Consider the following 23,333-nt stretch of genomic DNA (forward strand, 5'->3'; position numbering starts at 1 on the left):
GCGACAGGGAGCCAGGATGCCCCCTGTCCCGCCACCCGCCTGAAGAAAGGGCAAACAATGACCTCCTCCCGCAGTCACCCGCTCCTGACCGTCCTCAACGATCCGATCCAGGACAAGGGCACCGCCTATACCGAGAAAGAGCGCGACGCGCTCGGCATCACCGGCCTTCTGCCCGCCCATGTGGATACGCTTGAGACACAACTGTCGCGGGTCATGTCGCACCTCGATGCCAAGCAGACCGACCTCGAACGCTACATCTATCTGATCGGCCTCTGCGACCGGAACGAAACGCTCTATTTCGCCGTGCTTATGAGCGACCCCGAACGCTTCATTCCCATCGTCTACAATCCGACCATCGCCGAGGCCTGCCTGGATTACGGCCAGATCTTCCGCCGTCCGCGCGGCATGTATCTGACCAAGCACACGAAAGGCCGCCTCAAGGAGGTGCTGTCGAACTGGCCGACGCGCGAAATCCGCTTCATCTGCATCACCTCGGGCGGGCGTATTCTGGGGCTGGGTGACATTGGCGCCAATGGCACGCCGATCCCCATCGGCAAGCTGCACCTCTACACCGCCTGCGCGGGCGTGCCGCCAGATGCGCTTTTGCCGATCCACATGGACATCGGCACCACCAACCGGGACCTGCGCGACGATCCGCTCTATCCCGGCCTGCACGAAGACGTGGCCAGCAGCGACGAGATCGACGCCCTGATGGACGAATTCATGCAGGCCGCGACCGAGGTCTTTCCCGGCGTCTGCATCCATTTCGAGGACTGGAAAGGCACCGATGCGCTGCGGCTGTTCGACCGCTACAAGGACGATCACCTGATCTACAACGACGATATTCAGGGCACGGCCGGTGTCACCATCGCGGGGCTGATCACGGCGCTTCAGATCAAGGACGAGGCGCTGAAGGATCAGCGCGTGATGTTCGCCGGCGCCGGATCGGCCGCCATCGGTATTGCCAACATGATCGTCGAAGCCATGAAGACCGAGGGTCTTTCCGGCGCAGAGGCGCAGGCCGCGATTGCGCTGTTTGATGCGGGCGGTCTGCTGACCGTGACGCGGGATGACCTGAACATCTACCAGACCCCCTATGCCAGGGATCTCAAGGACGAAACGGATCTTCAGGCTGCCGTGAAGGCCTACAAACCCACGATCCTGATCGGCGTCAGCACGGTCGGCGGGCTCTTTACCGAAGCCGTCGTCAAGGAGATGGCCAGCCATTGCGACCGCCCGGTGATCTTCCCGCTGTCCAACCCGACGCATAGCGCGGAATGCACGCCCAAGGACGCCTATACCTGGACCGACGGCAAGGCGCTGGTGGCCTGCGGGGTGCAGTTTCCCGATGTCGAGATCGAGGGCCAGACCTTCCACCCCGGCCAGGCGAACAACTTCTACATCTTCCCGGCCCTCGGCTTGGCGGTCTATGCGACCAAGGCAAAGACCATCGACGACAAGATGTTCATCGCGGCGGCACGCGGCTGCGCCGATCAGGTCAGCGCGCATGACCGCCAACAGGGGATGCTGTTCCCGCGGCAACGGGATATGCTCAACACCGAAACGCGGATCGCCATCGCCATTGCACGGGACATCTTCGATCGCGGTCTGGCCGGTGTCGAGGAGCCGGAAGACGTCGGCGCCCTGATCCAGAGCCAGATCTACCAACCAGTCTATCATGACGAGACGGTATGATCCCGCGTCGCAAGACTCTCCGAATAAAAGCCGTTGCCAAGGAAACCCATTGAAAGAGGAACGTTCTGCCTTTGGGGGCCATCCAGAGGCGGGTTGTGCAGCGGTTACCAAGGTGTTGTCTTGCCCACGCTCGGGGCACCGAATGATCCGCCTCGGCTGCATGCTTGGCCGGACAATCTGTCCTTCGAAAACGGCGGCACTGGCAATTCCGGTGCCACCGATCATTCGCCCAAAGGGAGGCGTTCGGGGCCGAACGCAATTCAGTACGTGCGATGCGCGCCTTTCCGTTGTGCGAGAACCAGTGTCGACCTCAAAGGTCCGTCAAAGACCCCAGGTGCGCCTCGGCGGAGAATGCGACGGTTTCCGACAAGGTCGGATGCGGGTGGATGGTCAGGGACAGGTCGTGCGCATCCGCCCCCGTTTCGATGGCCAGGGCGATTTCGGCGATCAGGTCACCGGCATTTGTGCCCACGATGGCGCCGCCCAGAACCCGCCCGGTCTCCGGGTCGAACAACAGTTTCGTCAGCCCCTCGCTGCGCCCCATCGACAGCGCCCGGCCCGACGCCATCCAGGGGAATGAGGCCTTATCAAACTTGATGCCATCAGCTTTGGCCCGGGTTTCGGTCAGTCCGACCCAGGCAACTTCGGGATCGGTATAGGCGACCGAGGGGATGCATTTGGCCTCAAACGCGACTTTCTCTCCGCAGGCCACTTCTGCTGCGACTTTCGCTTCATGGGTGGCCTTGTGCGCCAGCATCGGCTGGCCGACCACGTCCCCTATGGCGAAGATATGCGGCTGGCGGCTGCGCATCTGGGTATCGACGGGCAGAAAGCCCTCGGCCGAAACCTCGATGCCAGCCAGTTCCGCGCCGACCTTCGCGCCGTTCGGGCGGCGGCCCACGGCCACGAGGATGCGGTCGTAGGTTTCGGTGATCTCACCCTTTGCCGTCTCGAACCGCGCTTCCAGCCTGTCACCGGCTGTGACGCCGGTGATGCGCTTGTCGGTGTGGATCGTCAGACCCTTCTCGCGCAGGCGCTTTGTCAGCGGGGCGACGATGTCCTTGTCCGCACCGGGAATGATCTGCCCCGTCGCCTCGACGATGTCGATCTTGCCGCCAAGGGCGTGAAAGACCTGCGCCATTTCCAGCCCAATGATCCCGCCGCCGATCACCAGCATCCGGTCCGGAACATCTGGAAGCTCAAGCGCGCCGGTGCTGTCCATGATCCTTGGATCGTCTGGCAGGAAGGGCAGACGCACCGGTTCCGAGCCGACCGAGATGATCGCCTGATCGAAGGTCACGGCGCGCGTGCCATCGCCCGTGTCAACCGACAGGTTGTTCGGCCCGGTAAAGCTGGCCTTGCCCTGTATCACCTTGACCTTGCGGCGTTTTGTCAGCCCGGTCAGGCCGGTGGTCAGGCGCTCGACAACGCCGGTCTTGAAGCTGCGGATCTTGTCCAGGTCGATATCGAGCGGGCCCGAGCCGACGCCATGCTCGCGCGCCGTTTCCGCCTCGTCGATGACCTTGGCGATATGCAGCAGGGCCTTGGACGGGATGCAGCCGACGTTCAGGCACACCCCGCCGAGGGTCGGGCGCGGGTCGATCAGGGTGACCTCTCGGCCCAGATCCGCCGCGCGGAAGGCGGCGGTGTAGCCGCCCGGCCCGGCGCCGATCACGACCAGAGAGGCGTGATCGTCCGAGGCTTGCGTTTCGGCGGGTGTCGGGGCAGGGGCCGCGACCTCTGCACTGTCTGCGGTCTCAAGTCGGATCACCAGATGGCCTTCGCCAACCTTGTCGCCGACCTGAACCAGCACCTCGGCCACGGTTCCGGCCATCGGGCAGGGCACGTCCAGCGTCGCCTTGTCCGACTCCAGCGTGAGGATCGAGTCGTCTTCGGATACGCGATCACCCACCGCGACCAGCACCTCGATGATCGGAACGGCACTGAAATCGCCGATGTCGGGGATGTGGATGTCTTTGATCATTGTGATCCCTCAGATCGAAACGCGGCGAAAGTCGGTCAGGCTCCGGCAGACATGCTGCAGGAACCGCGCGGCGACGACGCCATCGACCACCCGGTGATCCCAGCTGAGGCTGACCGGCTGGATCAGGCGTGGCTGCACGGAATCATCGCGCCAGACCGGCTGAACCTCCGCGCGGGTCATACCGAGGATCGCGACCTGAGGCGCGTTGATGATCGGGGTAAAGCCGGTGCCGCCGATGCCGCCAAGCGACGAGATGGTGAAGGTGGCACCGGACATCGCCGTGGGCGACAGCTTGCCCGCGCGCGCCTGTGCGGCGAGCGTGCCCATCTCGGCGGCGATCTCGGCCACGCTCTTGCGGTCGGCCTCCTTGACGACGGGCACGACAAGGCCCTCGGGCGTGTCGGCGGCCACACCGATGTTCCAGTAGCGCTTGAGCACAATCTCATCGCCGTCGAGAGAGGAGTTGAACTTGGGGTATGCCTTCAGCGCGGCGACCACGGCCTTCACGGCAAAGGCCAGCAGCGTGATCTTGGCATCCTCGGGGTCGGCTTCTTTGTTCAGGAGTTTGCGGAAGTCTTCCAGGTCGGTAACGTCCGCCTTGTCGAAATTGCAGACATGCGGGATCACAAGGGCGTTGCGCGCCAGCGCGGGCCCGGAGATCTTGACGATCCGGCTCAGCTTCTGGCGCTCCACGGGGCCGAATTTTTCGTAGTCTTCCCTAGGCCAGTCGGGCAGGCCCATGCCCGGTCCGGAAGTGGGCGCGGCGGTTTGGTGCGGCGCGGCATTGGACAGCCGGGCCTTGACGAAAGCCTCCACATCTTCGCGCAGGATCCGTGATTTCGGGCCGGTGCCGGTGACTTCGTCCAAGGTCACGCCCAGCGTCCGGGCATAGCGGCGGATCGAGGGCGAGGCGTGGCTTTTTCCGGATGTTGCGGCGGGTGCAATGGGCCTGGGAGCCTCCAGGGCATGTATGGCCGCCGGTTGTGGTGAAGGGGCCGCCGATGCCGGCGCCTCGGCGGGTTTGTCTTGCGGCGGGGTGGGCGCAGCGGCCTCCCCTTCGGTCGCGTCAAACCGCGCCAGAAGGGTGCCCTCGCTCACGCTGTCACCTTCACTGACCAGCAACTCGACGATCTTGCCGGCGTGCGAGCTGGGAACGTCCAGGGTGGCCTTGTCCGACTCCAGCACGATCAGCGTGTCGTCCACCTGCACTGTATCGCCTACAGCCACCATGATCTCGATGATCGGGACATCCTTGAAGTCGCCGATATCGGGCACGTGGATTTCGATGATATTGCTCATCTGCTCTCTCCCGCTCACAGCTGCCACGGCGCGTCCGCGCCGGGCTCGATCCCAAGATCCGTCATGGCCTTGGACAGCACCTCGTCGCTGACCTCACCCCGCTCGGCGAGCGACTTGATCGCGGCAAAGGCGATGTGCTGGCGGTCCACCTCGAAGAAGCGGCGCAGCGATTTGCGGTTGGCCGAACGCCCGAAGCCGTCGGTTCCGAGGATGGTCATGGAGACAGGCAGGTAGGGCGCGATCTGCGCGGGGAAGTTGCGCACGTAATCGCTCGCCGCGACCACCGGGCGGTCGCCGGGGAGCGTGGCCTCCAGATGGCTGGTGCGGCGGTCGGACGGCTTTGCGAAGCGGTTCTTGCGTTCGGCTTCCATCGCGTCGCGGGCAAGCTCCGTGTAGGAGGTGGCGGAGAACACGTCCGACGCGATTCCGAACTGCGTTTCAAGGATCTCGGCGGCGGCGATCACCTCCAGCAGGATGGTGCCGGACCCGATCAGCCGCACGCGCTGATCCGCCTCGGGCAGGGTAGACCGCAGCTTGTAGAGACCGCGAATGATGTCCTGCTCGACGCCCTCCGGCATGGTCGGCTGCGCGTAGTTTTCGTTCATCACGGTGAGGTAGAAGAACTCGTCGCGCTTCTCGTCCAGCATCCGTGTCATGCCGTGGTCCATGATCACGGCGAGCTCGTAAGCGAAGGCCGGATCGTAGGCGCGGCAGTTCGGGATGGTGGCGGCGACCATGTGGCTGGAGCCGTCTTGGTGCTGCAAGCCTTCGCCCGACAGTGTCGTGCGCCCGGCGGTCGCGCCCAGCAGGAAACCCCGGGTGCGCTGGTCGGCGGCGGCCCAGATCAGGTCGCCGACCCGCTGGAAGCCGAACATCGAATAGTAGATGTAGACCGGCAGCAGTTCGGTGTTGTGCACCGAATAGGCGGTGCCGGCGGCGGTCCAGGAACTGAGCGCGCCTGCCTCGGTGATGCCCTCTTCGAGAAGCTGCCCGTTGGCAGCCTCCTTGTAGTACATCATCGAGCCCTTGTCCTCGGGGTCATAAAGCTGGCCTTGCGGCGCGTAGATGCCGATCTGGCGGAACAGGTTATCCATCCCGAATGTCCGCGCCTCATCGGCGACAATTGGCACGATCCGGGGACCGAACGCCTTGTCCTTCAGGAGGTTGCCCAGAATGCGCACGGCGGCCATCGTGGTGGACATTTCCTTGCCATTCGCCTCCAGCGCGAAGCCTGCGTATTTCGCGGGCTCGGGCCGGGCGGGGGCGCTGGTCGTCGCGTTCTCGGCGCGCGCGGGCAGGTAGCCGCCCAAGCTGACACGGCGCTCCTTGAGGTAGCGGATTTCCTCGCTGTCTTCTCCGGGGTTGAAGAACTCCAGCCCCTCGACGGCCTTGTCCGAGAGCGGCAGGTCGAAGTGATCGCGGAAGGCCTTGAGCGCGTCGATGTCCAGCTTCTTGGCCTGATGCGCGGTCATGCGGGATTCGCCCGCGCCGCCCATGCCATAGCCCTTTTTCGTCTTGGTCAGGATGACGGTCGGGCGCCCCTTGTGGGCCTTGGCGGCGGCAAAGGCGGCGTGCAGCTTCTTCAGATCGTGGCCGCCGCGCTTGAGCTTGTGGATGTCGTCATCGCTCATGTGCCGCACCAGCGCGGCGCTTTCGGGGTCGAGATCGAAGAACTTGGCGCGGTTGTAATCGCCCGCCTTGGAGCCGAGATCCTGATAGGCGCCATCGACGGTTTCGGCGAAACGCCGTAGTAGCACGTGGTTCGTGTCGGCGGCGAATAGGCTGTCCCATTCGGAGCCCCAGAGCACCTTGATGACGTTCCAGCCCGCCCCGATGAACAGCGACTCCAGCTCCTGAATGATCTGACCGTTGCCTCGCACCGGACCGTCGAGCCGCTGCAGGTTGCAGTTCACGATGAAAGTCAGGTTGTCGAGGTTCTCGCGCGCGGCGAGGGTCAGCCCGGCGATGGATTCCGGCTCGTCCATCTCGCCGTCGCCGAAGACGCCCCAGACGTGGCGCTCTTCGGTGTCTGCCAGCTCGCGGGCCTGAAGATAGCGCATGAACCGGGCCTGGTAGACGGCGCTTAGCGGGCCGATCCCCATGGAGCCGGTGGGCACCTGCCAGAAATCCTTCATCAGCCAGGGGTGCGGATAGGAACACAGCCCCTTGCCGGGAACTTCCTGGCGGTAGTTCGAGATGTCGGCCTCGCTCAGCCGCCCTTCGAGGAATGCGCGGGCATAGATGCCGGGCGCCGAATGCGGCTGGAAATAGACGAGGTCGCCGCCGAAATCTTCCGTCTGGGCGCGGAAGAAATGGTTGAACCCGACTTCAAATATCTCGGCTGCCGAGGCGTAGGAGGCGATATGGCCGCCCAGCTCGCCATAAGCGCGGTTCGCGCGGACCACCATCGCCAGCGCGTTCCAGCGGATGATCGAAGTGATCCGTTCCTCAAGCGCCAGATCGCCGGGATAGGCGGGTTGCTGCGCCACGGGGATGGTGTTGCGGTAGGCCGAATAGGGCAGACCGCTGGTCGTTGCCCCGATCAGGCGCGCGTGGTCGAGAACGCGGTTCAGGACGAAGTTCGCGCGGGCCGGACTGGCGTTCTTCGTCAGGCTTTCAATCGACTCGATCCATTCGGCGGTTTCCTGTGGGTCGATGTCGGCGGTGGACGCGGGCTGATAGGGGCGGGTGGTCATGGATATCTCCTTCGGAGAGACTGTTTCGCCGCGACTGTACCGATGAGGCGGTAGCGGATGTTGCCAAAATCGGCGCATAGGGTAGATTGTTTGGTGAATTTCACCAAAAAGGAGCCTTTTCTTGGTGGCCTCCACTGCAGTCCGGCATGATGTTGATGCCATCGACCGACGCATTCTCGCGGAGCTTCAGCGCGATGCACGCATGTCGATTCAGGACCTGAGCAGCCGGGTCGGCTTGTCCGCCAGCCCCTGCGCCCGGCGCGTCCGGAACCTTGAACAAAGCGGCCTCATTCGCGGCTACACGGTGGTCATCGACGAGCCGCTGATGGGGTTTCCGATCAGCGTATTTGTCTCGGTCAAGCTGGATCATCAGATCGACGACCGGCTGCGCAGCTTCGAGCTTGCCGTGCGGAAGTTCCCCGAGGTGACGGATTGCTGGCTCATGACGGGGGACAGGGACTACCTGTTGCGGATCGCGGTGTCCGATCTCATCGAGTTCGAGCATTTCCTTACCGGCAAGTTGACGAAGGTTGAGGGGGTCGCCTCTCTCGAATCCTCCATTCCGATCAGACGGGTGAAGGAGAATTCCGCCCGTCTGGAGTAGGCGCCGGTGAGTCTTCGATCCGGTCGCATAGCGGCGCGCCGACCTGTGGGCCGGCGCGCGCCAATGGGTCAGCCTTCGCGGTAGTAGTAGCTGTAGCCGTTCAGCGCCGGAGCGCCGCCAAGGTGGGCGTAGAGCACTTTGGACCCCTCGGGGAAGAACCCCTTGCGTGTGAGGTCGATCATGCCCTGCATGGATTTGCCCTCGTAAACCGGATCGGTCATCATCGCTTCCGTCCGCGCGGCAAGCCGGATGGCGTCGTTGGTTTCCTCCGACGGCACACCATACGCCGGGTAGGCGTAGTCGGGGTTGATGACGATCTCTTCGTCGCGCACCGCACGGCCCAGCCCGACCAGCTCAGAGGTGTTGTCGACGATGCTGCGCACCTGGGCGCGGGTCTGATCCACGGTGCCAGAGGCGTCGATGCCGATGACTGACTCCGCGCGATCCTGCGCGGCAAAGCCGACGATCATGCCGGCCTGGGTAGAACCGGTGACGACGCAGACGACGATATAGTCGAACTTGAACCCAAGCTCTTTTTCCTGCTCGGCCACTTCTTCGGCAAAGCCGATGTAGCCAAGGGCGCCGTACTTGTGCACGGACGCGCCCGCCGGGATCGGATAGGGGGTGCCGCCATCGTCCTTGACCGACTGGATCGCATCCTCCCAGCTTTTGCGGATGCCGATGTCGAAGCCGTCTTCGACCATACGGGAATCCGCGCCCATCAGGCGGGTCATCAGGATGTTGCCGACGCGGTCGTAGACGGCATCGTAATGCGGCACCCATTTTTCCTGGATGACGACGCATTTCATGCCGATCTTGGCCGCGGTCGCCGCCACCATGCGGGTGTGGTTCGACTGTACGCCACCGATGGACACCAGCGTATCCGCCCCCGAAGCGATGGCATCGGGCACGATGTATTCCAGCTTGCGCAGCTTGTTGCCGCCCATGGCGAGACCGGAGTTGCAGTCCTCGCGCTTGGCGTAGATCTCCACCTTGCCGCCGAGTGCCTCGGTCAACCTGGGCAGATGTTCGATCGGCGTCTTGCCGTAGGTGAGCGGGTAACGTTCGAACTTTTCGAGTAGCGACATGTGCTGGTCTCCATTGTGCAAGGTCGCCGCACGATAGCTCAAAGGCGATGAAAGGTGCTCTCGTTCTTGGGTGCGTGTTATTGGATATCCCGACATGTTTCGGTATGAATAATGAAGTGTCTTTCAAGATGAGAGAAGAAATGGAAGAATCTTCCAATGCTGATCCTGACCGAATCGATCTCAAGATTCTGCGTGCGTTGCAAAGCGATGGTCGCTTGACGAATGCAGAACTTGCCAGCCGGGTCGGTGTGAGTGCCGCGACCTGTCACCGGCGCACACAAAGGCTTTTTGATCTTGGATATGTGACAGGCGTGCGGGCGGCGATCAATCCGTCAGCCGTAGGTCTGGGTGCGCTTGTGATGGTCGGCGTCGTGCTGGACCGCTCTACGCCGGAAAGCTTCGCGGCTTTCGAAGGGGCGGTGAACGCCATGAAAGAGGTGCTGGATTGCCAGCTTGTCGCGGGCGATTTCGACTACCTTCTGAAGATCCGGGTGCGCGACATGAGCGACTTCAACAAGCTTCACGGTCAAAAGCTGATCGCGTTGCCTGGCGTCAGACAGACCCGGACGTTCTTCGTGATGCGCGAAGTCAAGGAGAACGGCTCGCTGGCGTTTTAGGCGGCGGCCCTTTTTGGGGCCGTGATGTCATGCCCGACGAGCGGCCAGCCAACGCACTATGCTGGTTCCAAGGGAGCGTAGCGGGCTCTCACTGGGAGATTTTCTGCGGCAAGTCGAAAGCCTCGGGCAGGGCGGCGGCAGATGCCAGGAACGCCGCATGGGCAGTATCGGGGACAAAGCGGCCGCCCGTGGCCCAGACGATATGGGTGATGTCTTCGGGCGCGACCCCTTGCAGGTGCCGGGCGCGAAAGGCGGCCCCGGCGCCGCTGGTCACCAGGTGCAGCGGCCCGGCAAAACCGGCCGTGGCAGACGGTTCGAACCGCAGGCCCTGCGCCGCGCCGCAGGCGACCCAACGCAGCATGTCCGCATCGCCCACGGTGCAGACCCCGGCCAGACGCTGCCGCATCCGTGCGTGCACCAGCGGCGACAGGGTAGCGACGGCCATGCCGTCCGCTTCGGTCCGGTTGCTGAGGCCCAGATCGTGCACCGAGGGCGCATCAAACGCCATCTGGCAGAGCGCCGAAGCCGATTGCTGCGGCTCGACAAAGAAACTGTGCGCCGCCGCTCCGAATATCGCCCGCGCGCCATAGGCGATGCCGCCCGGCGCGCCGCCGATGCCGCAGGGCAGATAGAGGCAGAGCGGCTTGTCCGGGGTGACAGCGATGCCCATGGCGTCGAGCTGGATGGCCAGTTCCGCCGCCGCCGCGCTGTAGCCGCGAAACAGCAATTCAGAGGATTCGTCGTCGACGAAATAGCCATCCGGGTCCGCGTCGGTGGCTTCACGCGCGGCGGCAACGGCGGCAGTATAGTCGGCGGTGTGCAGCACCACCTCGACGCCGAGCTTGCGCAGACGCTCGAATTTCCAAGCCTTGGCATCATGCGACATATGTACGATGCAGCGGTAGCCCAAGGCCCGCGCGGCGATGCCGACGCTGAGCCCGAGGTTCCCGGTCGATCCGACGGCGATGGTCCTTTGGGCAAAGAAATCTCGCGTCTCTGCCAATTTGGTGACCGGGTCGTCCGGCCCCAGCAAGCCAGCGGCGCGGGACTGGGTGACGGCGCACATGAAGACCTCGAAGATCCCGCCGCGCGCCTTGATCGACCCGGCGACGGGCAGCGCGTGGTCGCCCTTGATCAGCACGTGGCCAGGCAGGGGGCCAAAGGCGCCTTCGGGCACGGGGATCAGGTCCGATCCGATGTGCCCATGGGTGGCCTCAAGGTCCGGAAACACGCGGGCCAGAAGAGGGGCCAGCATCCTCCAATCCGCCAGGGCGCGGTCCAGATCCTGCCGTGCCTGAACGTCCTCGGCGGGCAGATAGGCCGGGTTGGCCCAGAGGGCCGAGCGGCCCGCGCGCACTGTGTCGCGCAGGGCATCGAGGTCGTCGGCCATGTCGCTCACCCCTTCGGCAGGCCCCGGTCCGCCAGGTCCGCAAACAGGCCCGTCGTGGCCACAAGCGCCTGCCGCGACAGCGATTTCAGCACGTGCTCGTTCGGCGCATGTTGCGAACAGCCCGCGTAGGAATGCGGCACCCAGATCGTCGGCAGGCCCAGAACCTCGGCAAAGCAGTCGTTGGGCAGCGATCCGCCGAGGTTGGGCAGGATGTCCGGGGCCACGCCCACGGCCCGTTCGATCGCCTCGGCAGCAAAGCGCACCATCAAGTGATCGGGATCGAGCCGGGTCGCCGGGAAGCTGCCACGACCGTGTTCGACGATCTGAACCTTGTCAAAGCCTTCGCGGTCCAGATGGCGGCGCAGAGCGGGCAGGATGTCATCGACCTCGGTGCCGACGACAAAGCGCAGCTGACAGGTGGCGCGGGCCGATCCGGCGATGGCGTTCAGCGGCGCTGCCGGCACACCCGATGTCATGGCGAGGATCGCGAAACTGTTCCAACCGAAGACGCGCTCCGCCGGGCTGAGATCCTCTTCGCCCCAGTCGGCATCCAGATCGATGCCGGTGTCATGCGGCGGCAGCTTGCCCAGCACCTCGCGGATGCGCGGGGTCAGGCTGTCGGGGCGCCATTCGGGAATGCGGATCTGGCCGCGCGCATCGGTGATGCTGGCCAGTGCATGGCACAGGATCATCGCCGGGTCGGCGAGCAGCCCGCCGAAATTGCCGGAATGGTTCGCGCCCTCGCGCAGATTGACCTCAAGATCGAAGCCAATGCCGCCGCGTGAGCCGGTGAAGATGGTCGGCGTGGAGGGGCGCAGGCGCGGCCCGTCCGAAGCGATGAACACATCGGCTGCCAGCAGGTCCTTGTTGGCCTCGCAAAAAGCCTTGAGACCGGGAGAGCCGGTTTCCTCGCCCATCTCGATGATCACCTTGGCGTTGAAGCCGAGCTTGCCCTGCGCCTTGATCACCGCCTCCATCGACCGCAGGTTGACCAGGTGCTGCACCTTGTTGTCGGCGGCGCCGCGCCCGTACAGGCGGTCGCCCTCCTCGATCAGCTCGAACGGCGTCAGACCCTCGCGCCACTGGTCTTCCTGCGCGCGCACCACGTCGCCGTGGCCATAGCTGAGCACCGTCGGCAGGGCCGGGTCCTCGATCCGTTCGGCGGTCAGGATCGGCGGGCCGTCAGCTTGGGGGTTGTCGTGGAACTGGCAGGCAAAGCCCATGGCTTCCAGCATCGGGACCATGTCATCCTTCAGATAGGCATGGAGGTGCGGCTTGCCGCGGGGATCCTGGCTTTCCGTCGGGCGGGATACAAGCGTGGCTAGGTCACGTTGGAAATCGCCACTGTCATAATAGGCTTCGATGGTGGCGCGGGCGGTGTCTTGCAGGGTCATTCTTGGGCCTTTGTATCGGGTTCGGCGACGCCGTCGCCCCAGGGCGACATGGTCTCGGTCGTGCCGGAATTGGTGGTGCCTTCGCGCATCACGCCTGCTGGACAGGCAAAGGCGAAGGGGAAGGGCAGGCGCTGCGCCAGCGCCGTCGGGAAACGCTTGGCCAGCGCGTCGGTCACGGGACCGGCCAGCCGTTCGTCAGCCACCACTTGTGCGCCGCCAGACGCGTCGATGCGCGGCGCCTCGATGGCCTCCTGCATTGACAGGCCCTGTTCGACAAGGTGGCCGCTGATCTGCGCCACGGCGGGCATGATCTTGCGCCCGCCCGAGGCACCCAGCGCAAAGCGGCGGGTCGGCGTTTCGCCGATGACCGGGCAGACATTCATCAGGCAGGCCTTGTCGGGGGCCAGCGAATTGGGTTTGCCCGGCTCGGGGTCGAACCACATGATGCCGTTGTTCAGCATCAGCCCGGTGCTCGGAGAGACCACCTTGGCCCCGAAGATCGACAGCAGGGTCTGGGTCATCGCGACCATGTTGCCGTTCCGGTCCACGATGGAGAAATGCGTTGTGCAGCCGGGGGCCTTGGCGCTCTCGTGGTCGCCCATGTTGGACAGCCGGTCGACATAGGCCGCGCGCAGCCCGTCGGCGCGGGCGACAAAGGCGGCGGGCGTGGCGGCGTCAGTGGAGACATAGCCGCTCTGCCAACGATACAGCGCATCGGCCAGCGTCGGGCCGGCGGTGAGGCCCGGCACGGCGTGAATCGTCGCGTCGCGGAAGGGGATCGCCAGCGGGTCGGACCAGACGGGCGCGTAGTCCCGCATGTCCTGCATCGACAGGAAACCGCCCTTGTCGGTGACATCGCGGACCAGCGCCTCGGCGATCTCGCCACGGTAGAAGGCGGCCTCGCCTTCACGCGAAAGTAGATCGAGCGTGTCGGCCATCTTGCTCTGATCGAGTCGCTGATCGGCCAGCGCCGTCCAGCCCGAGCCCTTGGGCCATTGCCCGTCGTCCAGGAACAGCGCCGCGGCATCCGGGTCGCGCGCCAGATCGCGGGCGGAGGAGGCGATGACAAGCGCCGCGTACCAATCCACATGCAGACCGGCCCGCGCCAAGTCGACAGCGGGGGCCAGCAGGTCCGACCAAGGCATCCGGCCAAAGCGGCCATGCGCGGCGGAAATCCCCGCCATGGTGCCCGGCACGGCAACCGAACTGGCGCCGGTGACGTTTCGATCCTCGACCACCGCTTCCCAGGGGAACAGGTCCGAAGCCTTGCCTGTTCCGGCGAGCGGGTAGTGGCCGACGTCCAGCGTCGCCGACGAGCGCATTCCGTAATTCAGCGCATGCGCCCGGTCGTCATCGGCGCGCCAGAGCATCATCGCCCCGCCGCCCATCGGACCGGACATCCATGGTTCCAGCACGCCGATGGCAAAGCTGACGGCAACGGCGGCATCCACCGCGTCGCCGCCCGCGGCCAGCACCTCGGCCCCGACTTCGGCGGCGCGGACGTGCTGGGCGGCGACGACCCCCGAAGAGGTCGCCGTCACACCCGGCTTGCGGGTGCGCGTGCTGCGAGAGAACGACCCGCTCATGCGACGGCCGGGGGCAGTGTGGAGACGTCGGGCACGTTCCAGTGCTGGCCGGGCTGGGCGTCCAGAAGCATCCGCGTGTAGGGGTGCGACGGCGCGCCAAACACCTCTTCGACCGTGCCGCGTTCCACCACTTCGCCGCGCTGCATGACGATCAGCGTGTCGCAAACCTGCGCCGCGACCCGCAGGTCGTGGGTGATGAAGAGCACCGTCAGCCCCATGCGGTCGCGGATCTCGTTCAGCAGTTTCAGTACCTCTTTCTGCACCGAGACATCTAGTGCCGAGACAGCCTCGTCGGCGATCAGGATCTTCGGCTCGACCATCAGCGCGCGGGCGATGCAGATCCGCTGCCGCTGGCCGCCCGAGAACTGGTTGGGGTAGCGATTCAGCACCTCAGGACCCAGCCGCACGATTTTCATCAGCTCGCGGGCGCGGTCCATCGCCTGGGCGCGGTTTTCGCCAAAGTTCACCGGCCCCTCGACCAGCTGGTCGCCGATGGTCCGGCGCGGGTTCAGAGACCCGTAGGGGTCCTGGAACACAATCTGGATCTTCTTTCGATATGGGTGCAAGGCCCCGCGCGACATGAGGGCGATGTCCTTGCCCTCGACCGAGACCACACCGCTTTCGGGGTCTTCGAGCCGGATCAGGCATTTCACCAGCGTCGACTTGCCCGAGCCGCTTTCGCCGACAATGCCCAGCGTTTCCCCCTTGCGGACGGCAAAATCGACATCCTTGCAGGCATGGACCTCGCGCGCCTTGCGGAACATGCCGCCCGCGATGTGATAGGTCTTGTTCAGGCCCGTGACCTTGAGCATGTCCGGTGTGGTGATCGGTTCGGGAACCTCGCGCGTGCGGCGGGGCACGGCGTCGATCAGCAGCCGCGTGTAAGGGTGCTGCGGGCGATTCAGCACTTCTTCGGCGCTGCCCTGTTCGACGATCTTCCCGTGCTGCATCACCACCACCCGATCGGCGATCTCGGCCACGACGTCGAAATCGTGGGTGACGAACATGATGCCCGCATCGTGTTTCTCGCGCAGCTCCTTGAACAGGTGCAGGATCTGCTGCTGCGTCGACAGGTCCAGCGCGGTGGTCGGCTCGTCCGCGATCAGCAGCGCCGGATCCAGCGCAAGCGCCATGGCGATGACGATCCGCTGACGCTGGCCGCCCGACAGTTGGTGCGGGTAGGAGCTGTAGACACGCGGCGGATCGGGCAGATGCACCTCTTCGAGCAGCTTGATCGTGCGCGCCCGGCGCTCGGAGGCGCTGAGGCTGGTGTGCTGCTGGAACATCTCTTCGATCTGGTCGCCGACGGTGTAGCACGGGTTCAGCGCCGACATCGGTTCCTGGAAGATCATCGCCATGCGTCGCCCGCGCAGCGCGGCATGGGTGCGCTTGGGAAGCTTCAGCAGGTCGTGCCCGTCAAAGCGGATCTCGCCCCCGGTGGGCGTCAGCGCCTTGGGCAGCAGACCCATGGTGGTGAAGGCGGTGATCGACTTGCCCGACCCGCTTTCGCCGACGATGCAGACGATTTCTTTCGGCATCACCTTGAGCGACAGGTTGTCGACGGCGTGGTCCCGGTCCGCGGCCTTGGGCAAGGCGACGGTGAGGTTGTCGATGGACAGGATGGGATCGGTCATCAGTTGCGGCCCTCCGGTGCGGTGATGTCGCGCAGGCCATCGCCCAGCATGTTGATGGCAAGAACAAGCGAGAAGAGCGCCACGCCCGGTATGGTGATCAGCCAGGGCTCGAACAGCAGCATCTCCTTGCCTTCGGAAATCATCAGGCCCCAGGACGGGGTCGGCGGCTGCACGCCAAGACCCAGGAAGGACAGCGCGGCTTCCAGGATGATGGCATGAGCCATTTCCAGCGTGAAGATCACGATCAGGTGGTTCATCACGTTGGGCAGAATGTCCTTCCAAAGGATGCGCGGTAGCGGCGCGCCCAGCACCTCGGCGGCGGCGACGTATTCCTGCTTGCGGACCTGCATCGTGGCCGAGCGCAGCACCACGGCAAAACGGTCCCAAAGCAGCAGGCCCATCACCGACACGACAACGAAGAGCGACCCGCCAAACAGTGCCACCACGGCCAGTGCTACCAGCACCACCGGCATCGCCAGCCGCACGTTGATCAGGAAGGTCACGACCGCATCGACCTTGCCGCCGAAGTAGCCGGCGAGGATGCCCAGGGTCGAGCCGATGATGCCCGAGATCACGGCGGCCGAGATGCCGATCAGCAGCGAGATCCGCGCGCCATAGGCCAGCCGTGCCCAAAAGTCCCGGCCCAACCCGTCAGTGCCCAGCCAGTGTTCGGATGTGCCCCCCAGGAATATGGGCGGTTTCATCCGGGCCAACAGGCTTTGTTGATAGGGATCGTACTGGGTGAGCAGTGGCGCGAAGACCGCCACAAATACGACGATCAGCATCACGACAAAGCCGAACATGAAGCCCTTGTGTTGCAGCGCGCGCCGGCGCATCGCCTGTGCGGGGGTCATGGGTTTGTCGCGCGCGTCTTTCGCGGACAGCGGAGCGGTGTTGGATGTATCGGCCATGTCAGTCCTCAGCCCACGCGCAGCCGTGGATCCAGCCAGGCGTTCAGGACGTCGGCCAGGAAAGTGAACAGGATGTAGAAGGTCGAGAAGATCAGGATCAGCGCCTGCATGGTCGGCAGGTCGTTGCGCGAGATGGACTCCCACGCCAGATAGCCCGCGCCATGCAGCGCAAAGACCGTCTCGACGACGATGGAGCCGCCCAGCATGAAGCCCATCTGAACTGCGGCGAGGCTGACCACCGGGATGATGGCGTTGCGCAGCGCGTGTTTGAACATGACCTTTCCGGTGCCAAGGCCCTTGGCCCGGGCGGTGCGGATGTAGTCCGAGGACAGCACCTCCATCATGCCGGCCCGGGTCAGGCGCATGATCGCGGGGGTGGCGTAATAGCCCAGCACCACGGTGGGCAGCACGAAGTTGCGCCAGCTCTCATTGCCCGAGGCCGGGACGAGCCCGAGGTTGATCGAGAAGATCACGATCAGGATCAGGCCGAACCAGAAGGAGGGGATGGCCTGACCGACCACGGACAGGAACAGCGCGAAACGGTCGATCAGCGAATTGGGATTGGCGGCGGCGGCGACACCGAGCGGGATCGCCACAAGCAGCGCCAGCGTGATGGAATAGATCCCCAGCTTCATCGTGATTTTCAGACGGTCGCCGATCAGCTCGGTCACGGACATGTCGAAATACCATGAATTGCCAAGATCGCCGGTGATGGCCGAGCCCAGCCAGTCTCCGTACTGAACGATCATCGGCCGGTCGAAGCCGAAGCGTTCGTTGATCAGCGCGATATCCACAGCAGTGGCGTTTTCGCCCGCTATGGCCACCGCCGGGTCGCCCGCGAGGAACAGCAGGCTGAAACTGATGAAAGACACGGTCAGCGCCACCAGAAGGGCCAGACCGAGACGTTTGAGTATGAAGACGGCCATCGTGCGTCACCTTCCGGACAGATCAAGGCGACGGGTCGCGAGCGTCACGCTGCGCGACCCGTCCGAGTTTTACTTCCAGGAGAAATCCGCGAAGCGGACAAGTTCGTCATCCGTGGGATCGAATTCGAGCTCTTTGGTCAGCACGTAGTTGACGTTGTAGGTCCAAAGCGGCACCCAATAGGCTTCGTCCGCGATCTTGGCGTGGGCTTTCGAATAAAGCTCTTTGCGCTCGGCGCGGTCTGTGGTGGCGCCTGCGGTTTTCACCCATTCGATGACCTCGGGGTCCATCGCATCGTCGAGCGGCCCGCCGGTGAAGAATTCACCCGTGATCGCGGAGACGTCCGCCAGCGAGTACGAACCCCAGGTCTGGAAGGAAATCGGGACTTCCTTCTTCTCGCGCTTTTCACGCAGGGCTGCGTACTTCAGGTAGTTGAAGTTGGTCTTGATCCCGACCTCGTTCAGGAACCCCATGAGCGCCTCGGCATAGGGGCGGTCGCGGTAGGCGTAGAAGTCGATCTCGAACCCGTCCGGGTAGCCCGCTTCGGCCAGCAGGGCCTTGGCTTTTTCCGGATCGTAATCGTAGGTCGTCACGCTCAGGTCACAGCCGAACTGGATCGGGGCGCAGCCCGCGTTGACCACTTCGGACGAGCCTTTGACCAGCGCATCGACAATCGCCTGACGGTCGATGGCGTGGTAGATCGCCTGGCGGACTTTCGGATCGGTCATCGGGCCATCGGGATCGACGGCGCCTGCCGCATCCATCGAGATATAGCCGACGCGGATCGCCTGGGCGTTGACCACGTCAAAGCGGTCGTCCATCTCGGCCAGCTTTTCGGCCTGGTCCGCGGGAACGTTCCACAAGAAGTCGAGCCCGCCGTTGAACAGCTCCGCGACCTGGGTGTTCATGTCGGGGATCGTCTTGACCTCGATCTTGCCGATCTGCGCTTCACCCTTCGGGCTGTCGTGGTAGTCTTCGTACTTGGACAGCTCGTAAAGCTGGCCCGGCTCGACCCGATCGACCTTGTAGGGGCCGGTGCCGATGGGGGCCGTTGCCATGCCGGTCGGGCCAACCTCGGCGTAATATTCATCCGGGTACATGACGACCGGGCCGGCCAGATATTCCTCGGCGGGCGGGAAGGGTGCGACCAGGTTGATGCGCACGGTGTAATCGTCGATCTTCTCGGCGCTTTTCATCCAGTTGACGTTGGCCGAGACTTTGACCCCGTTTTCCGGGTCGGTCACATAGTTGACCGTGTAGACCACGTCGTCTGCATTGAAGGGCTCGCCATTGTGGAACTTGACGTCTTCGCGCAGCTTGAACTCGACCGTGACATCGTCGATCCACGTCCATTCCGTCGCCAGGTTGCCTTTGAATTCGCCGGTCTCAGGGTCGCGAAACAAAAGTCCGTCCCAGACCGCGCGGGAGATCAGGATGCCTTCCCGGGCCGAGTTGAAGTAGTTGTCGACCGATTCCAGCTCTTTCAGAAACGCCAGGCGGAGCGTGTCGTCGGCCTTGTCGGCAAAGGCGGGCGCGGCGAATGCCAGGCTCAACGCTGTGCCCATCATCAGGGTCTTGAGTTTCATGGTAGTCCTCTCTGTTGGTGTTCGTGGCGTGTATTTTTCTTGGTTATCCTTGTATACAACATGAGAGGATTGTAATCCGTCAAGTGACTCCTGAAGTTTTTGAACTTTCGACGCGCAACAAATAGGCAATGGCTACGATTTGAGCGCTGCGGCCGCTTTGGCGCTATCGCACAGTTTGTCCGGCGCTGGCCGGTGCCATCGCGACGTGGTCTGTGCTGGCCGTCGTTGTCCCGCGCCTAAGAGGCTACGGCCTTGAGGCTCGCCATCAGGCTCTGGAACCGTTCACCCTGTACGGCCACATGGTTGCGCAGTGCATTGGCGGCAGCAACGGAATCGCCCTCGGCCAGTGCCGCGACAATGATCTCATGTTCGGACATGGATTGCTTCAGCCGGCCCCGGAAGCGCAGTTGCTGACGCCGGAAGGGGCGCAGGCGTTTGTGCAGTTTCAGGCTTTCCTGTTCGAGAAAGCTGTTGCCGGATTCCCGGTAGATCGTTGCATGAAAGCGTGCGTTTTCAGCGTAGTACAGGTCGGTATCCTGCGCATCCGAGGCCGCCTGACAACGCCTGTTGGCTTCGCGCAGTTCTTCGAGCGCCTCGTTCGACATCCGCCTGGCAGCGAGGCGGGCGCAAACGGCTTCAAGCTCCGCCATGACCTCGAACATCTCCAGCAGTTCCAGCGGTCCGGGCTGGCGAACAAAGGCGCCGCGCCGCGGGATCAGTGTCACCAGCCCGGAGCTTTCCAGCCGTTGCAGCGCCTCGCGTAGGGGCGTGCGGGACACACCGAACTGCTCTGCCAGCCGCACCTCATCCAAGCGATCACCGTCGGCGAAGGTGCCGTCGAAGATCATTTTCTCAAGAGAATTCGCGATATTCACTGCGCTGCGCTGTTCCATTCAAAAAAGCTAGCCGGGGGATTGCGTGCGCGCAACAACTAATGCCTTGTATACAAAAACATTGACCTGTGAAACACGGCGCACCTATGATCGAAGTCGAAAGCCGTTCCTTCGGCGTTTGCCTTCGTTGACGTAGCCCACGGAAATCAGGCGACTATCCCAAGCCACGGCGCGCAACGTAGGAATGAGACCCTTGCGACAAGGACCTTCGACATGACGCTATTGGCCGACTTTCTGTCTACCATGCTTGATCGCCGGTCCCGCGCAGCGGGGCATGGGCGGGCGTCTTCGCGTCCGGTCGAGCGCCTCATGGCCGATCTTTTGGGCAGTGCGGGCGAAATGTCCGAACTCGCGCTGGCACAGGACATTCTGGACCACTACGCCAGTCTCGATGACGCCGGGAAACTGGACTTCCTCGGGCACCTTGCCCATGACATGAACATCGACCCCGAAGCCGTACGTTCGGCCCTGGAGGCCTACGAACAGGCCCCGTCGAAACGGAGTTACCGCGCCTTCATGCAAGCCGCCGAACCACCTCGGCAAGAGCTGATCCGTCGCCTGAACCGGGTGCCAGGCGCCACCGGTGCGCTGGTGGGGATGCGCGCCGATCTGTTGCGGCTGTCGGGCGACGATCCCGAACTGGCGGCGCTGGATCTGGACTTTCGGCATCTCTTTGCCTCTTGGTTCAACCGCGGGTTCCTCGTGCTCCGACCGATAAGTTGGGAAAGCCCGGCTCATATACTGGAAAAGATCACCGCCTACGAAGCGGTTCACGCGATCCAAAGCTGGGACGATCTGCGCCGCCGCCTGCGGCCCCGGGACCGCCGGTGCTTTGCCTTCTTCCATCCCGCAATGCCGGACGAGCCGCTGATCTTCGTTGAAGTGGCCCTCACCAAGGGCATTCCCGGGTCCGTTCAGGCGTTGCTGACCGAAAACCGAACGACGCTTGCCCCCGAGACCTGTGACACGGCGGTCTTCTATTCCATCTCGAACTGTCAGGCCGGGCTTGCGAGCGTGTCCTTCGGCAACTCGCTGATCAAGCAGGTTGCGGCCGATCTGTCGGCAGAATTGCCGGGGCTGACCCGCTTCGTCACGCTTTCGCCGATCCCGCTGCTGACAACATGGGCCAAGGCCGAAGGCATCGCGATGCCGGACGATCCAGAGGCCCGTCGCGCACTGGCCGCGCATTACCTGCTGCACGCAAAGGAGCGGGGCAATGCGCCCTTCGATCCGGTGGCCCGGTTCCATCTGGGCAACGGAGCCCTCGTGCACGCGGTTCATGCCGATGCCGACGCGTCGCCCAACGGGCAGGCGCAGTCGGGTGGTGTGATGGTCAATTATCTCTACGATCTGGCGCAGGTCGCGGCCCATCACGAAGACTTCCAAACCAAGCAGAAAATCACGGCCAGCTCCGAGGTGACCTCGCTGGCAAAGGCAGGCGCCCAAGCGGTGACGGCGGAAAGGTAAGACAATGGCCAACCCTCTTTACGATACCCTTTTTGGCGCTCATGCGGGAAGCGAGGCCCCGTTCCTCTATTTGCCCGATGGCAACAAGATCACCTACGCCGGGTTTCTGGAGAGCAGCGCCCAGATCGCGCATGTGCTGACAGGGCTTGGGCTGTGGGCGGGTGACAGGGTCGCGCTTCAGGTGCAGAAATCGCCGCAGGCGCTGGCGGTTTTCGCGGCCTGCGTGCAGGCGGGGCTGGTGCTTTTGCCGCTGAACACCGCATACACCACTGAAGAGCTGACCTATTTCATTGAAAACAGCGGCGCCGCGCTGGTGATCATCGACAGCGGCAAGCTGGAGGCGCTGGCCCCCGTGGCAGAAGGGCTGGGCGCCAGGGTCGAAACGCTGAATGCGGATGGAAGCGGATCGCTGACCGACAAGGCCGCGCAGGCCCCGCGCCAGTTCGACACCGTGCCGCGCGGCGAAGACGATCTTGCGGCATTCCTTTATACCTCGGGAACCACGGGCCGCTCCAAGGGCGCAATGCTGACCCAGGCGAACCTGTTGTCGAATGCGCGGACGCTGGTTCAGGAATGGCGGTTCACGGCGGATGACGTTTTGCTGCATGCCCTGCCGATTTTTCACACGCATGGGCTGTTCGTGGCGACCAACGTGACGCTGGTGGCCGGGGGCAGCATGATCTTCCTGCCCGGCTTCGATCTCGATCAGATCCTGGCGCAGATGCCCAAGGCCACGGCGATGATGGGGGTGCCCACCTTCTACACGCGCCTGCTGGACGATCCGCGTTTCACGCGCGGGGCGGCGGTGCATATGCGGCTGTTCATCTCCGGCTCGGCGCCCCTTCTGGCGGAAACCCATGTCCAGTTCGAAGCCCTTACCGGTCAGCGCATCCTCGAACGCTATGGCATGACCGAAACCAACATGAACACCTCGAACCCCTATGACGGCGAACGCCGCGCGGGCACCGTCGGCTTTCCCTTGCCGGGGGTCGAGCTGAAGATCACCAATCCCGAGACGGGCGCGACTCTGCCGCAGGGCGAGGTCGGCGCGATCGAGGTGCGTGGCCCGAATGTCTTCAAGGGCTACTGGCAGATGCCGGAAAAGACTGCCGCCGAACTGCGCGAGGACGGCTTCTTCATCACCGGCGATCTGGGTGTGATCGACGCGGACGGATACGTGAGCATCGTGGGCCGTAGCAAGGATCTGATCATCTCGGGCGGCTACAACATCTACCCCAAGGAAATCGAATTGGTGCTGGATGAGCAGGACGGGGTTCTGGAAAGCGCCGTGATCGGCGTGCCGCATCGCGATTTCGGCGAAACCGTGGTGGGCGTTCTGGTGCCGCGAAATGGCGCGACGCTGGATACCGACGCCATCATGGAAAAGATCCGGCAACCGCTCGCCCGGTTCAAGCACCCGCGCCGTCTTGTGGTGGTCGACAGCCTGCCGCGCAACACGATGGGCAAGGTGCAGAAGAACCTCCTGCGGGACGAATTCAAAGACCTGTTTGTGTAGCGTCTGAGGCGTTCGCCCCGGTCGAGGCGTTCGTGTCCGGCTTTGATCG

Annotated in this window: 17 protein-coding genes; 5 read left to right on the forward strand and 12 right to left on the reverse strand. The window is 63.9% G+C overall.

From position 1 onward, the window contains the following. Positions 1-57 precede the first annotated feature (57 nt). A complete protein-coding gene (locus ABFK29_RS01995; RefSeq protein ID WP_005858669.1) occupies positions 58-1,695 on the forward strand; it encodes an NAD-dependent malic enzyme in 1,638 nt (545 codons plus the stop codon). Between the two features lie 310 nt (positions 1,696-2,005). On the opposite strand, the gene lpdA is transcribed toward ABFK29_RS01995, so the two are convergent. Genes lpdA through mdeB form a run of 3 tightly spaced genes read right to left on the reverse strand, consistent with a single transcriptional unit; the run spans position 2,006 to position 7,674 of the window. Continuing rightward, entirely contained in the window at positions 2,006-3,679 is a 1,674-nt protein-coding gene (gene lpdA, locus ABFK29_RS02000) for a dihydrolipoyl dehydrogenase (RefSeq protein ID WP_005858671.1), read from the reverse strand. A gap of 9 nt (positions 3,680-3,688) precedes the next feature. Next, the gene (locus ABFK29_RS02005) at positions 3,689-4,978 is read right to left on the reverse strand and encodes a 2-oxo acid dehydrogenase subunit E2 (protein ID WP_005858673.1); all 1,290 of its coding nucleotides are present in this window, start codon (positions 4,976-4,978) and stop codon (positions 3,689-3,691) included. 14 nt (positions 4,979-4,992) lie between these two features. Continuing rightward, positions 4,993-7,674, reverse strand: coding sequence for an alpha-ketoglutarate dehydrogenase (gene mdeB, locus ABFK29_RS02010; protein WP_005858675.1), 2,682 nt, complete (start codon positions 7,672-7,674; stop codon positions 4,993-4,995). Positions 7,675-7,795: 121 nt separating this feature from the next. Between mdeB and ABFK29_RS02015 the strand changes: the two genes are divergently transcribed. Next, a complete protein-coding gene (locus ABFK29_RS02015) occupies positions 7,796-8,278 on the forward strand; it encodes an Lrp/AsnC family transcriptional regulator (RefSeq protein ID WP_005858678.1) in 483 nt (160 codons plus the stop codon). Positions 8,279-8,346: 68 nt separating this feature from the next. On the opposite strand, the gene ABFK29_RS02020 is transcribed toward ABFK29_RS02015, so the two are convergent. Continuing rightward, entirely contained in the window at positions 8,347-9,366 is a 1,020-nt protein-coding gene (locus tag ABFK29_RS02020) for a 1-aminocyclopropane-1-carboxylate deaminase (protein ID WP_005858680.1), read from the reverse strand. Between the two features lie 140 nt (positions 9,367-9,506). On the opposite strand from ABFK29_RS02020, the gene ABFK29_RS02025 reads away from it, so the two are divergent. After that, on the forward strand, positions 9,507-9,983 hold the full coding sequence (locus ABFK29_RS02025) for an Lrp/AsnC family transcriptional regulator (protein WP_005858682.1): 477 nt from the start codon (positions 9,507-9,509) through the stop codon (positions 9,981-9,983). Positions 9,984-10,071: 88 nt separating this feature from the next. Here the strand turns inward: ABFK29_RS02025 and ABFK29_RS02030 are convergent, their stop codons facing one another. The 8 genes from ABFK29_RS02030 to ABFK29_RS02065 form a co-directional block, all read right to left on the reverse strand. Further along, complete coding sequence (locus ABFK29_RS02030; protein WP_005858684.1) at positions 10,072-11,373, reverse strand: D-serine ammonia-lyase; 1,302 nt, start codon at positions 11,371-11,373, stop codon at positions 10,072-10,074. 5 nt (positions 11,374-11,378) lie between these two features. Then, entirely contained in the window at positions 11,379-12,767 is a 1,389-nt protein-coding gene (locus tag ABFK29_RS02035) for a M20 family metallopeptidase (RefSeq protein ID WP_005858686.1), read from the reverse strand. Beyond that, positions 12,764-14,353: a gamma-glutamyltransferase gene (locus tag ABFK29_RS02040; RefSeq protein ID WP_005858687.1), complete on the reverse strand. Its 1,590-nt coding sequence runs from the start codon at positions 14,351-14,353 to the stop codon at positions 12,764-12,766. Before ABFK29_RS02040 ends, ABFK29_RS02035 begins: the two co-directional genes overlap by 4 nt. Then, positions 14,350-15,987, reverse strand: a complete 1,638-nt coding sequence (locus ABFK29_RS02045; protein ID WP_005858689.1) for an ABC transporter ATP-binding protein — start codon at positions 15,985-15,987, stop codon at positions 14,350-14,352. The genes ABFK29_RS02040 and ABFK29_RS02045 overlap by 4 nt, the downstream gene beginning before the upstream one ends. Continuing rightward, entirely contained in the window at positions 15,987-16,898 is a 912-nt protein-coding gene (locus tag ABFK29_RS02050; RefSeq protein ID WP_005858691.1) for an ABC transporter permease, read from the reverse strand. Before ABFK29_RS02050 ends, ABFK29_RS02045 begins: the two co-directional genes overlap by 1 nt. Before the next feature lie 8 nt (positions 16,899-16,906). Further along, positions 16,907-17,824: an ABC transporter permease gene (locus tag ABFK29_RS02055; protein WP_005858693.1), complete on the reverse strand. Its 918-nt coding sequence runs from the start codon at positions 17,822-17,824 to the stop codon at positions 16,907-16,909. A gap of 69 nt (positions 17,825-17,893) precedes the next feature. Continuing rightward, positions 17,894-19,408 (reverse strand): ABC transporter substrate-binding protein, encoded by a 1,515-nt coding sequence (locus tag ABFK29_RS02060; RefSeq protein ID WP_005858695.1) that lies wholly within the window; start codon positions 19,406-19,408, stop codon positions 17,894-17,896. A gap of 236 nt (positions 19,409-19,644) precedes the next feature. Then, positions 19,645-20,301, reverse strand: coding sequence for a GntR family transcriptional regulator (locus tag ABFK29_RS02065; RefSeq protein WP_005858697.1), 657 nt, complete (start codon positions 20,299-20,301; stop codon positions 19,645-19,647). A gap of 213 nt (positions 20,302-20,514) precedes the next feature. Between ABFK29_RS02065 and ABFK29_RS02070 the strand changes: the two genes are divergently transcribed. Both ABFK29_RS02070 and ABFK29_RS02075 read left to right on the forward strand, forming a co-directional pair. Then, positions 20,515-21,768 (forward strand): malonyl-CoA decarboxylase domain-containing protein, encoded by a 1,254-nt coding sequence (locus ABFK29_RS02070; protein WP_040604497.1) that lies wholly within the window; start codon positions 20,515-20,517, stop codon positions 21,766-21,768. 4 nt (positions 21,769-21,772) lie between these two features. Beyond that, a complete protein-coding gene (locus tag ABFK29_RS02075; protein ID WP_005858701.1) occupies positions 21,773-23,284 on the forward strand; it encodes a malonate--CoA ligase in 1,512 nt (503 codons plus the stop codon). The last annotated feature ends 49 nt before the right edge of the window (positions 23,285-23,333 follow it).

Origin of the sequence: Sagittula stellata E-37, assembly GCF_039724765.1 — a bacterium.
GTDB lineage: Bacteria > Pseudomonadota > Alphaproteobacteria > Rhodobacterales > Rhodobacteraceae > Sagittula > Sagittula stellata.